Here is a 15,890-nt window from a genome sequence, read left to right on the forward strand (position 1 = left end):
CTTGCTGGGTTTGAGGAGACCGGGGAACGAGATGCGTGCAGGGTTGTTCCGCCGCCGGGCGGACCGTCCTCTATCGTACATTCTGAGAACGACACGACACACTTGGCCGGAACTTCGACGGTACACGCGGGTTTCAACCTAGACATTCCGTTCCAACCTCAATCCAAATTGGAGAGATGACATGACCCTCGAAGGGAAGAAGATCGCCGTTCTAATCGCGCCGCGCGGCACCGAGGAGCCCGAATTCAAGAAGCCCAAGGAAGCAGTCGAAGCCGCAGGCGGGACTGTGACCGTCGTCGGGATCGAGGCCGGCGAGGCCAAGACGAACAATGGCGATCTCGATCCCGGCGGTAGCTATGTCGTGGACAAGACCGTGCAGGATGTTTCGGCTGGCGACTTCGACGGACTGGTGATCCCCGGCGGGACCGTCGGCGCCGACAAGCTTCGGGCGGATGACGATATCGTTTCGTTCGTGCGTTCCTTTTTCGAGCAGGGAAAGCCGGTCGGCGTGATCTGCCACGGCCCCTGGCTTTTGGTTCAGGCCGACGTTCTGAGGGGACGCACTGTCACGTCCTATTCTTCGATCCGGAAAGATATTGAGAATGCGGGCGCTACCTGGGTCGATGAGGAGGTCGTGACCGATCAGGGGCTGGTCACAAGCCGGAAACCCGATGACCTGCCAGCGTTCTGTGCGAAGATCGTCGAGGAATTTGGCGAAGGCAGACATCCTGAACAGGCACGCAGCGCCTAATGGAATATACAAGGAAGCGTCGGTTCCCCCCGGCGCTTCGCGCCGCATCATGGGAGCGCATCGAGCACTCCCTTTCTTAGTTCAGGAGTAGGTCACATGACAAAGATCACCTATCACGTTGCCGAGCATGACGGAGGTTTCGCGTATCGGCTCGGGGACGTATGGTCCGAGTCCTTTCTCGACCATGACGCCGCGCTTGCCGCGGCAAGATCGGCTGCCGAGCGGCAGCACCTGGAAGGCCGCGACGCCGAGATTTCTTATCAGCTCGCCGATGGACGCTGGCAGACGGAACATGCTTCTGGCGGAGACCGTCCGGAGACCGACGTCGTCGACGATGCGGCGGAGAAGTCGGCATGACCACGCTGGTAGGGTCTTGCTCTTGTGGTGATGTGAAGGTGGCGGTTCGCGGGTTGCCTCTGCGCATCGGCATCTGTCACTGCACGGACTGTCGTCAGGAGAGCGGATCAGCGTTTACGTTCTACGCAGTATGGCCAGCGAGCGAGTTCGAGACGACAGGTCAGACCCGCGAGTTTCGCGGACGATCTTTCTGCCCGAATTGTGGATCGCGGCTGTTCTCGGCCGATGAGCAGGAGGCCGAGATCAAGCTTGGCATTCTTTCCGACGCGCCGACGCCGCTGAAGCCGACATACGAACTCTGGGTGAAGCGCCGGGAATCATGGCTGGCTCCGATCGCAGGTGCCGAGCAGTTCGACGAAGATCGAACATGATCCGTTCATCGACCCGGTATCGGCCAACGCTTCCTCGCTTTATCACACCGAGGGTCGGACGCTACGTTTTCTAGCGTCCCTTCGGCATCTTGAAGGTGAAGCAGGTTCCTGTCTCATCCGAAGAGACGTCGATGGTGCCGCCGTGAGCCTTCGCAATTTCCAGCGCGATGTAGAGTCCGAGACCCAGCCCTTGCCCGCCGCGGGAGGCAGCGCCGCGCTTGAACGGCATGAACAGCCTTTCGAGGTCTTCCTCGGGGATTGCAGAACCTGAGTTGCGCACGCTGACTTCGATGCCGTCCGGGCCATGGCGCCCCGTGATGTGGACGGGATGATCTTCCAATCCGTGGGTGACCGCGTTCGACACGATGTTCGAGAACAACTGTGCGACCCGGAGACGGTCGACGACTGTCGGCTGCGGGAAGTCCAGTTCGAGATGAATTTCGCGGTCAGGATGCGCCGAACGGATCTCGTCGGCGACAACTTGCAGCGTCTCGACAAGGTCGGCTTCCGCCAAGTCAAGGGAGATTCCGCCGCCAAGACGCGCGCGTGCAAGGTCCATGATGTTGTCGACGAGTCCGGTCATCCGTGAAATGCTCGCCTTCATCAGGTTGAGGACGAGCGGGCTTCGCTCGGTCCAACCTTCCTTGAGAAGACGGTTCGTCCCGGCGTCGATCGCTGCGAGCGGATTGCGAAGGTCGTGCCCGAGCACTGCGATGAACTGCTCCCGGAGCTCCGAGAGTTCGCGCTCGCGCTCCAACGACGCCTCGGTTGTCCGGAGGCGGTCGCCAGCGTCCAGATGATGTGCGATCAATTCCGCAAAAAGCTTGAACGTTCCGATGACTTGCGGGTTGTCGACCTTCGCGGGATTCGGATCGATCGCACACAACGTGCCCCAGAAGGTGCCGTCCGCACGGACGATCGGCATGGAGACGTAGCTTCTCAAGCCGTAGATACGGGGCGTGTGATGATCCCGGTAGCGATCATCCGCGGACGCGTCATCGAAGACGATCGGCTGTCGGTGATCGCGGATTTCGTTGCAGAGCGTGCTCTCGATCGGCAACTCGTCACCAGGCTTCAGCCCGAAGCCCACATGATCGAGGGAGCTACAGGTGATCCACCGCGTCTCGGTGACCCGAGCAATGGCTGCGAAGCCCATCTTGGTCATTCGGAGCGCGACGTCGAGCATGGTGGGAACCGCCGCGATCCCGGCGATCGCCTCGATGTCGGCTCGATAGTCGCCCGGTACGGCATCTGAAGATAAAGAAGCCGGAGATCTGCCCAACCTCAACTTCGCTGTGAAGCCGATATTCTCAACGGCAGTCGCCGCTGCCTCGGCCAACGCCTCCAGCGTTTCGACTTCCCACCGCGTAGGCTCGTATGCCTGCCACCAGTATGCGCCGATCGCGCCGACGGGGTCTTCGCGACGGATAGGAGCCATTGCAACAGCCCGGACGAACGTGCCGTCGTAGAGTTCGTGCGGGATACGGTCGTCCCGCCGGAGGTCGGGGACGACAACCGTCTGGCGGTTGATCATCGACCAGCCAGAAATGCATGCGGACGCGGGAAACTTCTCGCCCTTCCAGAGCGGTGCGATCGAGTCTTCCTCGACGTAGTGACAAAGGTCGCCCTCGCGCCGAACGACGGTTATCCCTTCGCATCCGACGAGAGACCGCGCGCTTGCGCGTATCATCGCGACCACCTCGTCGAGGGTGCGCGCACGTGAAATGGCGGAGGTCGCTTTCGTCAGATTGGCGAGCGGCGTCCTGAATTCGGTGGAATCGGTTATCAGCACCACTGCGGTCCTTTCGACTGCATGAGGATGCCCTCATATACGGTAGCGGACCTTCGCATACTCCGCGCCGATATAAAAGGTGGATGTGAACTTCCGCAGAACATTAAGCTGACTGCCTGGCCTGAGGCTCGTCAGGCCGAATCGCGTCCCTGCGAGGCGCTTGCCCGCACGTCGAGCGTCGCTCTGACTGCTGTCATTATCTGGCAGCCCCTGCTGATCCTGAGCGGAATGACCGGCGGCCCGAATAGTTCCACTGACGGCGGCATTGCGCGTGGGTTCCATCAGACAGTTCCCCTCTCGCAATAACCCTCGAGCGGCGGTTGGCCCCGACCACGCCCAAAAGGGCGGCGAAGCCGTTGCGGGCCTCCCGCCGAGCCGCTATGAAGACCGCAGGATACCAACCAGGGGATTTTCAGTGGCTTACGGTACGGTCAAGTTTTTCAACCAGGACAAGGGCTTTGGATTCATAACGCCAGACGAAGGCGGACAGGACGTGTTCGTCCATGTTAGCGCGGTCCAGGATTCGACGCTGCTCCGCGAAGGGCAGAAGGTGTCGTACGACGTGGGTCAGGATCGAAAGACCGGCAAGTCGAAAGCCGAGAACGTCCGTGGTGCCTGACGTAGATCGAGCGGAGTTTCCTGAATGAACATCAGGACGGCCACCAAGGATGACGTGGCGTCGATGAGCGCGATGCTCGAGACGCTTGTCGCGGCGGGCAGACGCAGGATGCCGGCGGACGAAGAGTATGCTCGGGATCAGTATCGTAGCGCTTGTCGGTTCCGGTGTCGATGAGTTCGCGTTTCGACATGACTGTCTCCTTTCTTCGGAACACCTGAAACGCGCGAGATTCCAAAATGTTGCGCGCCGTCCGCGTGAGGACTGAAGTGCAGGATGTCAGCTCTCGATCCGGTAGACGGCGGCATTGTCCTGGACGTCGCGCAGCCCCTTGTAAGCCGCATGGCGGAGCTTCCCGTCGTGCGTCCATGCCCTGAATTCGATCTCAGCGACCAAAGTCGGCTGGCACCACACGACGTTTTTCCGCCGACCCTCGTAAGCGACCGGCGCCTTCTTCGTTGCCAGCTTGTCGAGAAGGCCGCGCAGCTCCTGGGCGTCGCGTTCCTTGAATCCGGTTCCGACCGATCCGACGTAGCCGAGGTCGTGGCCGCTCCAGGCGGCGAGGAGAAGGCTGCCGATCCCGCCGCGCGCGGACGCCGACCGCTCGTAGCCGACGACCATGAAGCTCTCGGACTGGATACATTTGATCTTGTACCAGTCGCCGAGACGGCCCGATCGATAGGCACTGTCCCTGTCCTTTGCGATGATGCCTTCGAGACCGTGCACGCAGGCTGCTTCGAAGATGGCGTCGCCGTCCCCTTCGATCTCCTCGGAAAACTGTATCGCTTCCGGGGCGTCGGCCAGCAGGCTTTCCAGCAGATGGCGTCGGCTCGCAAGCTCCATGCCCCGGACGTCATGTCCATCGAAATAGAGGAGGTCGAATGCGACGAATATTGCCTCGCTCGACGACCGCTTTCCCCCGCGGCCGCCCAGGCTCTGCTGCAGCGCTCCGAAATCGGTCCGTCCTTCGGCGTCGTGGACCACCGCCTCCCCGTCGAGGATGGCGGTCGCCACCCCCAGTTCCTTCGCCGCGGCCGCGATGGCTGGAAATCGGTGCGTCCAGTCGTGCCCGCCGCGGGTCAGGATGCGGATACGCTTCGGTTCGATATGTATGGCCAGCCTGTAGCCGTCCAGCTTCACTTCATACAGATACCTGTCACGGCCGGGCGGCTTCGGACGGAGCTGCGCGAGGCAGGGCTCGACTCTCTCCGGCATCGCGTCGAAAGGCAGTTGCGGCTGCTTGGGATCGCGGGGCTTTCTCGCGCGGCTCCTGACTGGCGCGTCGTCGGCTAGAAGCGGCTGGGAACGTGGTCGGCGGCTACTCATGAGGACTACTTACACTGATCTAAGGAACACGTCGTACGAGCGGGAGATGGTGGTTTCGTCTGGCTTCAACTAACTGGGTGCAGCATGACCTCAGCCTGCTCCGTCCCGAGGCGGGGCTTCTTTTCTCAACCCGCGAGCTTCATTGCCGACATGTCGTCCGGCAGCACGTGCAGCCCTGCGACATGCGCGGCGTCTACGAATGCCGCGCGCGCCACCTCCGGATCGATATAAAATTCCAAGGCGTCGAGCGAGGTCGCGAGCGCGTAGTGGAACTCGGACGTCTGTTTTCCGCTGAGGGGCCAGCTCACGCTGAGCAGCAGGCCCGCAAGCTCGTCTACGGTATAGGCCTGGCGGTATCGCGCGAGACCTTCGATTTCGACATGGAGCGGGCGGATAGGAACCTGGACGTGGGAGCTGTTCATGACGCGATACTCTCCTGACATTCAGCGAGATCAAAGCGTGAACATCGATTCGGTTCCGTGACGAAAACGATCAGGGAGAAAGGCACTCCTCGCAGAGTGTCTCGGGACGTCAACTCTTCCAAGTTCGCGGGCAAGCCTATGCCGGAGGTGAACTCCCTTTGACCGTGACGACCGACATGATTTCAGAGTTCGTACGAGCGGCGAACCGTGTGGAGACGCTAGCCCCTGCCGACCGGCGTCTGCTTCTCGAAAAGGGAGTGTCAGCGTCCGGGGCGCTGAGGGGTCTGCTTGTAAAAACTGCAAAGGTCGCACCCGTCGACGACGCCGCTGAAAGCGTCATCCCGGACATCGCAAGCAACATCGAACAGATGTCGGATGAAACGGTGTAGAAGGCGATGCTCGCGCTTGCGGCTCAGATACGGACGATGAGGATCTTGAATCGAGAACCCACTTCCGCTTGAGGAGCCCTGCCACGCCTCCAGTGCGAACGCGCGAAGCGCATGAGGGCTGCCGCAGCTTTACGGCGCGGCAGCCTAGGTTGTTCAAAGTCCTTTCGAGATCTGCAGAGGCTGCAGGACGATATCTGCAAGCGCCGCCTTTCCCACCTCGAACGCCTTCTGGTACTCGGCGTCTTCCACCATCTCACGGAAAGCGGTCCGCCGGGGATACTGCACTAGCAGCACCGCGTCCCACCCTTCCACCTGCCCCGTCGTCAGAACGTCGAGGCCGTCGCCACGGAATAGGATCCGTGCGCCAAAGCGGGCAAGAATGGGTTCGGCCAGTCTCAGGTATTGCAAATGCCGTTCACGGCCGCCATCTGGGACGAACCGTAGAAGGTTCAGCATCACGACAGGAGCGTCGTCCTCTTCAGCTAGGAACTTGGCAAAGACGTCGGGCGAAAACGCGACCATTAGGCTTTCCTTTCATAATAGCGTCCTTGAGACGCCTACGGAAAGTCTAGCCTGTCGCTCCGTCAGAAACTGTCAGGAACGAGCGCCAGTCTCGATCTTGCTCGCGCCAACGCCGCATAAGTACGGACCGGCGCTCTGGATACCGCTCCTCGAGGATCGACGCGGAGCGTACAAGTGAGCAGATTCCGCTTTCGAACTGCCAGATCTCGAAACTGGAGAAGGCAAAGCGCATCTGTCCCGCCACGCCCGAAAAAAGCGTTCGGTCGCCTCCTGCCCGGCACCTCGCTCATGCTTCACGAGGAGGAGCCTGGCCGTCGCGAAGCGGGCCATGGAATACGTGACGCCGTCTACCGGGAATGGGAGATTCACGGCACGAACCGGGTTCCCAAGGAAGCGACGATGCGCGTCCCGCGGGAAGTGGCTGAGCGCCGTTCGAATATCAGGCAGTCTCGGCCGTTATTACCGAGCCGATTAAGCTCAACCGCATCGCACCAGCCGATCCCGGCCAAGGAAAGCGTAACGCGCGTTACGACCCATATCGGGCGGCCTGAATATCAGCCTGGTAGTAGCTGTACGCATTGATGGGGTACGAACCAACAACCTAGGAGATATCAGGCAAGTTTACGGAGGACTTGGCTGTCCAGACCAATAATCCGACACACGGCTTGACGCAGACCGTTAGTCAGCAATAACCTTGCGTCATTCACCAGGGGTGTCCCGTCAAGGGGCTGAGATTCTGCTATCGTGCGCAGTGACCCGTTGAACCTGATCCAGTTCATACTGGCGTAGGGACGGTGCAAGCGCTCGAAGGCCGGGATTCCCGCGTGGATTCCATGCCGGCGTCTTTTCATCATTCCGGCTGAGGACTGGGTCTCCAATCGAAAACTTGGAGCCTCAAACCATGAGTATCGCCGCAAAGACCATCACCCCCACAGTCACCACCGGCCCGCTGCCGGCCTCCCGCAAGATCCATATCCCGGGCGAGATCCACCCGGATATCCGCGTGCCCATGCGCGAGATCAGCGTCCACCCGACCTCAGGCGAGCCGCCGGTCACGGTCTATGATTCGTCCGGCATCTACACCGTCGAAGGCGCCGACATCAGCATCGAGCGCGGTCTGCCCGCATTGCGGCGCGACTGGGTTCTCGCCCGTGGCGATGTCGAGGCCCATGACGGCCGGCAGGTGCGCCCCGAGGATAACGGCTTTGCCAGCGGCGATCGCCTGACGCCGGAATTCCCAGCCAAGCGCCAGCCGCTGCGCGCCAAAGACGGCAGGACCGTGACCCAACTTGCCTATGCCCGCGCCGGCATCATCACGCCGGAGATGGAATTCATCGCCATCCGCGAAAATCTCGGCCGTGAGGCGAAGGCGGACGCGATGATCCGCGACGGCGAGAGCTTCGGCGCGCATATTCCCGATCACGTCACGCCTGAATTCGTGCGCCAGGAAGTGGCCGCCGGACGCGCCATCATTCCCGCCAACATCAACCACCCCGAAGCCGAGCCGATGATCATCGGCCGAAACTTCCTGGTGAAGATCAACGCCAATATCGGCAACTCCGCCGTCACCTCCTCGATGGTCGAAGAGGTCGAGAAGATGGTCTGGGCGGCGCGCTGGGGCGCCGATACCGTCATGGACCTCTCGACCGGCCGCAACATCCACAACATCCGCGAATGGATCATCCGCAACTCGCCGCTCCCCATCGGCACGGTGCCGCTCTACCAGGCGCTGGAAAAGGTCGAGGGCATCGCCGAGAACCTGACCTGGGAGGTCTATCGCGACACGCTGATCGAGCAGGCCGAACAGGGCGTCGACTACTTCACCATCCATGCCGGCGTGCGGCTCCAATACATCCCGCTGACGGTCAACCGCGTCACCGGCATCGTCTCGCGCGGCGGCTCGATCATGGCCAAGTGGTGCCTTCATCACCACCGCGAGAGCTTCCTCTACGAGCATTTCGAGGAAATCTGCGACATCTGCCGCGCCTATGACGTCTCCTTCTCGCTGGGCGACGGCCTGCGGCCCGGCTCGATCGCCGACGCCAACGATGCCGCGCAATTCGCGGAACTGGAAACACTTGGCGAACTGACGAAGATCGCCTGGGCCAAGGATTGCCAGGTCATGATCGAAGGCCCTGGCCATGTGCCGATGCACAAGATCAAGGAAAACATGGACAAGCAGTTGGCCGTCTGCGGCGAGGCGCCGTTCTATACGCTCGGGCCGCTGACGACCGATATCGCGCCGGGATACGACCACATCACGTCCGGCATCGGTGCGGCGATGATCGGCTGGTTCGGCACGGCGATGCTCTGCTACGTCACGCCGAAGGAGCATCTCGGCCTGCCGGATCGCAACGACGTGAAGACCGGGGTCATCACCTACAAGATCGCCGCCCATGCCGCCGATCTCGCCAAGGGGCATCCGGCCGCCCAGCTGCGCGACGATGCGCTGTCGCGCGCCCGCTTCGAGTTCCGCTGGGAGGACCAGTTCAATCTCTCGCTGGACCCGGAAACCGCCCGCGGCTTTCACGACGAGACGCTGCCGAAGGAGGCGCACAAGGTCGCGCATTTCTGCTCCATGTGCGGCCCGAAATTCTGCTCGATGCGGATTTCCCACGATATCCGCGCCGAGGCGCGGAAGGAGGGGCTGGACGCCATGGCGGCCAAGTATCGCGACGGCGGCGATCTCTACATGGCCGTTGATGCCGAGGGGCAGGTGGCCGGCTGAGATGCGCGTCCTCATCAAGGGGGCCGGCGTCGCCGGCCTCTCGGTTGCCCATGCGCTTGTCGCGCGCGGCGCCGAGGTCACGATCTTCGATCCCAACGCCGGCTTTTCGGCGGCCGCGTCATGGCTCGCCGGTGGCATGCTGGCGCCCTGGTGCGAGCGCGAGAGCGCCGACGAGGCGGTGCTGCGCGAGGGGCAGGATGCGCCCGACCGCTGGGAGGCGATGGTGCCCGGCGAGGTCGAACGGAACGGCACATTGGTGCTTGCCCCCGCCCGTGACCAGGCGGAGCTCAAGCGCTTCGCCGGTCGCACGACGGGGTATGAGTGGCTGGACGAAGAGCGGATCGCGGCGCTCGAGGCCTCCTTGGCCGGTCGCTTCCGGCAAGCACTGTTCTTCCCGCGCGAAGCCCATCTCGATCCACGCCGGGCGCTGACTGGCTTGCGGCAAAAGCTGATCGCGCACGGCGCCGTCTTCTTTGAAACCCTCCCTGACGAGCAGGACTTCGACCACCTCGTCGATTGCACCGGCGCGGCGCGCATCGGCGAGGCCGCCTCGCTGCGCGGCGTGCGTGGCGAGATGCTCTATCTCGGGACCGACGAGGTAACCCTCGACCGCCCGGTGCGGCTGCTGCATCCCCGCATCCCCGTCTATATCGTACCGCGTGGAAACGGCCTGTTCATGGTCGGCGCGACGATGATCGAGACGGACTTCGCGGGCCTGATCACCGCCCGCTCGTTGATGGAACTGCTGAACGCCGCCTACACGCTTCACCCGGCCTTCGCCGATGCGACCGTGGTGGAAACCGGCGCCGGCCGTCGCCCCGCCTTTCCCGACAATTTTCCTCGCGTCGAGCGACACGGAAATCTGATCTCGCTTAACGGCCTTTACCGCCACGGCTTTCTGCTCGCGCCCGCCATGGCGGCGCGGGCGGCCGACCTTGTCTTCAACACCGATACCGCGGGAGGACACGCATCATGAAACTGATCGTCAACGGCGAAGCCAAGGAGATCGCCGCCGCCACGCTCGAGGAGTTGCTGGCGCTGATGGATTACGAAGGCGACTGGCTGGCGACCGCCGTCAATGGCGAACTCGTGCACCGCGAGGACCGGCCGGCCCATTCGCTGAACAATGACGACCGGATCGAGATCCTGTCGCCGATGCAGGGAGGTTGACCGATGCTTGAACTCCATGGAACGCAACTGCGCTCACGCCTCCTGCTCGGCACCGCGCGCTACCCGTCACCGTCGATCATGGCCGATGCCGTTAGCCGCTCCGGCACCGAGATCGTCACCGTCTCGCTTCGTCGCGAGACGGCTGGCGGGCGCAATGGCGGTGCCTTCTTCGAGACGATCCGCTCGCTGGGCGTCAAGGTGCTGCCCAACACCGCCGGCTGCCACGGCGTTTCCGAGGCGGTGCTGACGGCGAAGATGGCGCGCGAGCTGTTCGCCACCGACTGGATCAAGCTCGAAGTGATCGGCAACCACGACACGCTGCAGCCCGACGTCTTCGGCCTCGTCGAGGCGGCCCGCATTCTCGTTGGCGAAGGGTTTCAGGTCTTCCCCTACACGACCGACGACCTCGTCGTCGCCGAGCGGCTGCTGGAAGCGGGCTGCCAGGTGCTGATGCCCTGGTGCGCGCCGATCGGAAGCGCCGCCGGCCCGCTCAACCCCACGGCCCTGAGATCGCTGCGCTCACATTTCCCGGATGTGCCGCTGATCGTCGATGCCGGCATCGGCCGGCCCTCGCACGCGACCGCCGTCATGGAACTCGGCTTCGACGCCGTGCTGCTCAACACCGCTGTCGCCGGTGCCGGCGATCCTGTCTTGATGGCCGCCGCCTTCTCCGCCGCCATCGAAGCCGGCCGACAGGCCTTCGAGGCGGGCATGCTGGAGCCCCGCGACATGGCCGTGCCGTCGACGCCGGTAATTGGACAGGCGGTGTTCGCATGAAGCTCGATCCATTCTACCTCATCGTCGACAGCGCCGACTGGATCGCACGGCTGGTGCCCGTTGGCGTCAAGCTGGTGCAGCTGCGCGTCAAGGATTGCTCCGAGGCCGATCTGCGCCAGGAGATCCGCCAAGCACGGGCGATCTGCAGCCAGCACCGCTGCCAGCTGATCGTCAACGATTATTGGCAGCTGGCGATCGAGGAGGGGTGCGATTTCGTCCATCTCGGCCAAGAGGATCTGGAGACAGCCGACCTCGCCGCCATCCGCGCCGCCGATATCAAACTCGGCCTCTCCACCCATGACGAAACGGAACTGCGGACCGCGCTCGTTGCCCGGCCGGATTACATCGCGCTCGGCCCGGTCTACGCGACGATCCTCAAGCAGATGAGATGGGCGCCGCAGGGACTGCCGCGACTATGCGCCTGGAAATCGAAGATCGGCGACCTGCCATTGGTGGCGATCGGCGGGCTGAACATCGACCGCATCGACGGCGTCTTCGCTCACGGCGCCGACAGCGCCGCCGTGGTCACCGACATTACGCGCAATGCCGATCCCGTGGCCCGCACCCGACAATGGTTGGAGGTTACGAAGCCATGGCGCTAAGCCGAAGTTGAGATTGGACGGTTCTTGGCCAACGCCAATGACGGGATGTTCGCGCCTGGTGGATTCTCCTATAGGATCGCGGAGCCATTTAAGGTATGAGGAGCGGAGCGCCGATTTGAAGACGAATAAGCCTCTAATCCTCACCGCGCGCGTCGCCGAGGTCGATCTCCAGCCATTCGATCTTCTCCGCGAAACGCATTTCCCGCCGGAGCGAAATTTTCTCCGCGCGCATCTGACAATGTTTCACCGGTTGCCGGGTGAATATGTTAAGCGCATCACGGGAAGTCTTCAGTCCGTCGCGGACCACCAAGGCCCATTTACAGCGAAAGTCACTGGCGTTCGCCACCTCGGAATGGGAGTTGGGTTCAGTATCGAAAGCCCCGAGCTGATATCGATCAGGGATGAACTGCGGAAAGTCTTTATCAACTGGCTGGGCTCTCAGGACATGCGGACGTGGCAACCGCACATTACCATACAAAACAAGGTGGCACCGGCGCGGGCGGACAAGCTTTATCGTGAGCTCTCGGAGGGCTTCCAGATGCACGGCATCAGCATCACGGGGCTTGATCTATGGAGATACCTTGATGGTCCGTGGGCCGCCGAGTGGGCGACGATGTTCGACGCACGCCAGCATGCAAGCTAAACGCATGCGCGCCGGGTGCTCTCCTGATTGCTTGTTTCGCTTGTGATAACGCAGTCGCTGACATCTTGTGCTTGATGGACAGAGAAAGCGCGGGACGACAGCCATGCGGTAGCCTGCGTCGCGATGGCAAACCCGCGACGAACAACCTTTTCTCGCAAATGCAGAAAATCTGGATATTCTGGAAACTTCAATCGGAGTTCGTTTCATGCGCCAGTTCACGACCGGTGACCTCAATAAGCAGGTCGGTGACGTCACAGATGCCGCCAGCCGGGAGCCGGTCGTCCTGACCAAGCATGGGAAGTCGCGCTTTGTCCTAATGAGCCACGATCATGACGAGCGTCGGCGCACGGGCGGCGATACGGGTAAAGTACATCGCGCGGCGGAAATGCCCGCGGAACATATAGACTTGCTTGAAGCGGAAATCGATCGTCTAGCGCGCGGCGAAGGTTATGGCGATGAGCCGTGAATTCCTTCCCGGATAAATCATCGCCTATCCGTATCTCTGGGGTAGCGGACCGAGATCACGACGCAGGTCGGGCGCGACTGGGCGGCTCGGCGATATCATGATTGTACTCGTGACCATAACCCGGCAGCGCTTCAGGTCGCTCAAGCCGGCGCGGCGTGCTTCCGTATCGTGAACTTCAATGGCGCCACGATCCGACTCCGGTGGCTGCGTCGTAACAGCAAGAAGAGCAGGTGCGTGAGGCCGTCCTTGGCGTTCAAGCAGGCGTGGTTGGCAAGAGCAGGCTAAACACTGACCCCGATCAGATGCCAAAATTTGCATGAAATTTGTAAAAAATTGCATTCACCACCATATGTCGTTATAGTGAGTGCAGGAGCTATCCCATGACGAAGTTACAGGAATTGAAAAAGCATCTGCGGTCCGGCAAGGTCTACCGTCGGCAGGATCTCGCCCAATGGTCGTCGTCTGTTGATCGGCATTTGCAGCAAATGCTGGCAGAAGGATACCTGACCAAGCTATCAACCGGCGTCTATCACCGGCCGAAGCAAACCGCGTTCGGCAAAGCCCCCGCCGAGGATGATGCGCTCGTCGAGGCTTTTCTGAAGGATGACCGTTACCTCGTCACCTCGCCCAATGCCTATAACAGCTTGGGTGTTGGCGTGACACAGCTCTATAACAAAACCGTCGTCTATAACCATAAGCGCCACGGCAACTTCATGCTGGGCGGTCGCGAGTTCGAGTTCCGAAAAAAGCCGGCCTTCCCCAAAATCCTGACCAAAGAATTCCTACTGGTCGATCTGGTCAACAATCTCGACCAGCTGGCCGAGGACCGCGATCACGTGCTGGCCCGCGTGAAGGAACGTGCCCTGCAAGACAATCCTACCGCTCTCACCCGTGCCGCCAAAGAATACGGTATGGTGCGCACGCGGAAATTCTTCAACACCCTCGCCGCGGATACGCATGCCAGCTGACTTCCTCCATAGGCACAAGGATTTTGCATCCCTGCTGCGCATCGTAGCGGACCAGATGAAGGTGCAGCCGGTGCTGGTCGAAAAAGACTACTGGATCATGCATTGCCTATACGGCCTGCAGCAGTTGGAGATGGCATTCGAGCTGAAGGGAGGCACCTCGCTCTCGAAAGGATACCGCATCATCAACCGCTTCTCGGAGGATATCGATATCCGTATCGAACCGCCGAAAGCGATGGAGGTAAAAACCGGCCCCAATCACGACAAGGTGGCACATCGCGAAAGCCGGAAGGCTTTTTATGACTGGCTGGCCGAGACGATCACGATCGAGGGTATCCAAAAGATCGAGCGCGATACCGAATTCGACAACGAGACGTACCGCAGTGGCGGCATCCGCCTCTACTACCGCGAGACGACCGGCACTAAAACGGATCTCAAGAATGGCGTGTTGCTCGAGGCCGGCTTCGACACGGTGGCTCCCAATATCGATAAGGATATCAGCTCCTGGGCCTATGATTACGCTGTATCGCGCGTCGAGCTGATCAATAATCGCGCACTGGCCGTTCCCTGCTACGAGCCCGGCTACACGCTGGTCGAGAAGCTCCAGACCATCTCCACTAAATATCGCAAGCAGCAGGAAACCGGCCAGTTCCCCGCCAATTTCCTCCGACATTATTACGACGTCTACTGCTTGCTAGACCAACCGGACGTGCAAGCTTTCCTCGGCTCGGACGCGTATGGTGCCCACAAGCAGAAACGCTTTCCGAAGGCCGACAATCAGGACATCGGCAGCAATCCCGCGTTCAGCCTATCCGATCCGGAGACGTTCGGAGTCTACGAGCGCGCTTACGAGCGGACGTCGGCCCTATATTATCATGGCCGGCCCACCCTGAAAGAGATCGTGGCCCGCATCACCTCCTACGTAGATCGTCTTTGACAAACACTGTTCCAGGTGGGCTGATCTTTAGTGGATCGCACTGCAAAACCAGTGAGTAGCAACTCACGTGCGTCTCCTCGCAATGCCGCCGACCGGTAAGTGATAATCCCGGACTCGCTCGTCGGTGGCGGCAATACCGCCCGAACGACGACACTACTAGCGATGAAACCGGCCCGCGCCCTCTGGCCTCGCCGTAACGTGGCATCGATGAACTGCGGCAATCGGCAGATAAGAACTATGGGCGTCCGAATCGCGAAACAAGCTGGATATCTAATTTCCACATTGCGAGGTAAGCATAAACATGGAACATTTTGCAGGGAATATCGCCTCCAGCGTCCGGCTATTTTCTAGCCAGCCTCGCAGTTCAGGAAAGCGTCATCTCGATTATCGTGGGACGGAAGCCCGCAGCCCTGAACAGCGCCTGTCCCGCCGCGTTGCGATGGGCCGTCGACACAACACGTGTCACGGACGCAGACATGTGTCCTTCGACAGCGATACAGCAAAGAGCGGATTGCGTCGCCTCAACGGCCGGAATTTCCTCGACAACCGATGCCATCTGATCAGGAGTGCGGTCCAGTACGCCGATCTTGTATACCTGCAGCTACTTAGGCTGAAGTCCCTCTAAATACCGCAAGTTTGCCCACGTTTCGCAAGAACTTGCATGGTCCGGCTTATCCAGTGAGCGTGGAAAGCTATCATCGTCCACCTAGTCATAGGACGTTTCTCAGATCAGATACTCGCTATTCGCACTTTCGTCCGGGTTGCCGTAACCGGTTCCTTCTTGAAGGCCGTTGACATAATGAACTTGCCCCGAGCATCCGTGAGCGAGCTGTTGCAAGATCTAGAGGCGCATCTAGGCGGCTGCTGGCGCACCTCGTTAACATGAACGGCACAGTCGCAGGCTCACGGAGCCTTGCGAAAGGAAAGCTTCGGGCGAAGTCGGCTCTTTCCTTACTAACGAGATACTGATCCCGTCCCTTCTCGCGTTGGCGACGCGCAGGCCACGAAAACTTCATCGCTGCCTGTGCCCCAGCCGTCAAAGCACGCAATCTCCAT

18 protein-coding genes, 1 pseudogene and 1 riboswitch are annotated in these 15,890 nt (G+C 61.1%); of the genes and pseudogenes, 15 read left to right on the top strand and 4 right to left on the bottom strand.

Annotation, left to right across the window (positions count from 1 at the left end; all coding sequences use genetic code 11):
- The first annotated feature begins 181 nt into the window (after positions 1–181).
- From P3R82_RS10735 to P3R82_RS10745, 3 genes are all read left to right on the top strand, one after another.
- The gene (locus tag P3R82_RS10735) at positions 182–751 is read left to right on the top strand and encodes a type 1 glutamine amidotransferase domain-containing protein (protein WP_111563689.1); all 570 of its coding nucleotides are present in this window, start codon (positions 182–184) and stop codon (positions 749–751) included.
- Positions 752–847: 96 nt separating this feature from the next.
- On the top strand, positions 848–1,108 hold the full coding sequence (locus tag P3R82_RS10740) for a DUF2188 domain-containing protein (protein ID WP_111563690.1): 261 nt from the start codon (positions 848–850) through the stop codon (positions 1,106–1,108).
- The gene (locus P3R82_RS10745) at positions 1,105–1,479 is read left to right on the top strand and encodes a GFA family protein (RefSeq protein WP_111563691.1); all 375 of its coding nucleotides are present in this window, start codon (positions 1,105–1,107) and stop codon (positions 1,477–1,479) included. The genes P3R82_RS10740 and P3R82_RS10745 overlap by 4 nt, the downstream gene beginning before the upstream one ends.
- A gap of 70 nt (positions 1,480–1,549) precedes the next feature.
- Here P3R82_RS10745 and P3R82_RS30290 read toward each other — a convergent pair whose 3' ends face one another.
- Positions 1,550–3,274 (bottom strand): GAF domain-containing sensor histidine kinase, encoded by a 1,725-nt coding sequence (locus P3R82_RS30290; RefSeq protein ID WP_349294060.1) that lies wholly within the window; start codon positions 3,272–3,274, stop codon positions 1,550–1,552.
- Positions 3,275–3,686: 412 nt separating this feature from the next.
- Between P3R82_RS30290 and P3R82_RS10760 the strand changes: the two genes are divergently transcribed.
- Complete coding sequence (locus P3R82_RS10760; protein ID WP_111563694.1) at positions 3,687–3,890, top strand: cold-shock protein; 204 nt, start codon at positions 3,687–3,689, stop codon at positions 3,888–3,890.
- Positions 3,891–4,166: 276 nt separating this feature from the next.
- Here P3R82_RS10760 and ligD read toward each other — a convergent pair whose 3' ends face one another.
- On the bottom strand, positions 4,167–5,213 hold the full coding sequence (ligD, locus tag P3R82_RS10765; protein WP_112989245.1) for a non-homologous end-joining DNA ligase: 1,047 nt from the start codon (positions 5,211–5,213) through the stop codon (positions 4,167–4,169).
- 125 nt (positions 5,214–5,338) lie between these two features.
- Entirely contained in the window at positions 5,339–5,635 is a 297-nt protein-coding gene (locus tag P3R82_RS10770; RefSeq protein ID WP_283193823.1) for a DUF982 domain-containing protein, read from the bottom strand.
- Positions 5,636–5,793: 158 nt separating this feature from the next.
- Here P3R82_RS10770 and P3R82_RS10775 point away from each other — a divergent pair, with 158 nt between their 5' ends.
- Positions 5,794–6,024 carry a hypothetical protein gene (locus P3R82_RS10775; protein WP_283193824.1) on the top strand — a complete coding sequence of 77 codons (231 nt, stop codon included), beginning with the start codon at positions 5,794–5,796 and terminating at the stop codon, positions 6,022–6,024.
- Positions 6,025–6,177: 153 nt separating this feature from the next.
- Here the strand turns inward: P3R82_RS10775 and P3R82_RS10780 are convergent, their stop codons facing one another.
- Positions 6,178–6,546: a DUF1330 domain-containing protein gene (locus P3R82_RS10780; RefSeq protein ID WP_283193825.1), complete on the bottom strand. Its 369-nt coding sequence runs from the start codon at positions 6,544–6,546 to the stop codon at positions 6,178–6,180.
- Between the two features lie 698 nt (positions 6,547–7,244).
- Positions 7,245–7,356: riboswitch (TPP riboswitch) on the top strand.
- A gap of 91 nt (positions 7,357–7,447) precedes the next feature.
- Here P3R82_RS10780 and thiC point away from each other — a divergent pair.
- The 10 genes and pseudogenes from thiC to P3R82_RS10830 form a co-directional block, all read left to right on the top strand.
- Positions 7,448–9,274, top strand: coding sequence for a phosphomethylpyrimidine synthase ThiC (gene thiC / locus P3R82_RS10785; RefSeq protein WP_283193826.1), 1,827 nt, complete (start codon positions 7,448–7,450; stop codon positions 9,272–9,274).
- Position 9,275: 1 nt separating this feature from the next.
- Positions 9,276–10,250 carry a glycine oxidase ThiO gene (thiO, locus tag P3R82_RS10790; RefSeq protein ID WP_283193827.1) on the top strand — a complete coding sequence of 325 codons (975 nt, stop codon included), beginning with the start codon at positions 9,276–9,278 and terminating at the stop codon, positions 10,248–10,250.
- Positions 10,247–10,444: a sulfur carrier protein ThiS gene (gene thiS / locus P3R82_RS10795; protein ID WP_047514743.1), complete on the top strand. Its 198-nt coding sequence runs from the start codon at positions 10,247–10,249 to the stop codon at positions 10,442–10,444. The genes thiO and thiS overlap by 4 nt, the downstream gene beginning before the upstream one ends.
- 3 nt (positions 10,445–10,447) lie before the next feature.
- Positions 10,448–11,221, top strand: coding sequence for a thiazole synthase (locus P3R82_RS10800; RefSeq protein WP_112436782.1), 774 nt, complete (start codon positions 10,448–10,450; stop codon positions 11,219–11,221).
- Entirely contained in the window at positions 11,218–11,823 is a 606-nt protein-coding gene (locus tag P3R82_RS10805) for a thiamine phosphate synthase (protein ID WP_283193828.1), read from the top strand. Before P3R82_RS10800 ends, P3R82_RS10805 begins: the two co-directional genes overlap by 4 nt.
- 115 nt (positions 11,824–11,938) lie before the next feature.
- Positions 11,939–12,466 (top strand): 2'-5' RNA ligase family protein, encoded by a 528-nt coding sequence (locus tag P3R82_RS10810; protein ID WP_283193829.1) that lies wholly within the window; start codon positions 11,939–11,941, stop codon positions 12,464–12,466.
- Positions 12,467–12,671: 205 nt separating this feature from the next.
- A complete protein-coding gene (locus P3R82_RS10815; protein ID WP_283193830.1) occupies positions 12,672–12,932 on the top strand; it encodes a type II toxin-antitoxin system prevent-host-death family antitoxin in 261 nt (86 codons plus the stop codon).
- 380 nt (positions 12,933–13,312) lie between these two features.
- A complete protein-coding gene (locus P3R82_RS10820) occupies positions 13,313–13,900 on the top strand; it encodes an AbiEi antitoxin N-terminal domain-containing protein (protein WP_283193831.1) in 588 nt (195 codons plus the stop codon).
- A complete protein-coding gene (locus P3R82_RS10825) occupies positions 13,890–14,834 on the top strand; it encodes a nucleotidyl transferase AbiEii/AbiGii toxin family protein (RefSeq protein WP_283193832.1) in 945 nt (314 codons plus the stop codon). Before P3R82_RS10820 ends, P3R82_RS10825 begins: the two co-directional genes overlap by 11 nt.
- 712 nt (positions 14,835–15,546) lie before the next feature.
- Positions 15,547–15,814: pseudogene (locus tag P3R82_RS10830) on the top strand (LysR family transcriptional regulator); the annotation flags it as partial.
- Between the last annotated feature and the right edge of the window lie 76 nt (positions 15,815–15,890).

The sequence above is a fragment of the Rhizobium sp. AN80A genome, from assembly GCF_030053015.1.
Taxonomy (GTDB): Bacteria; Pseudomonadota; Alphaproteobacteria; order Rhizobiales; family Rhizobiaceae; genus Rhizobium; species Rhizobium metallidurans.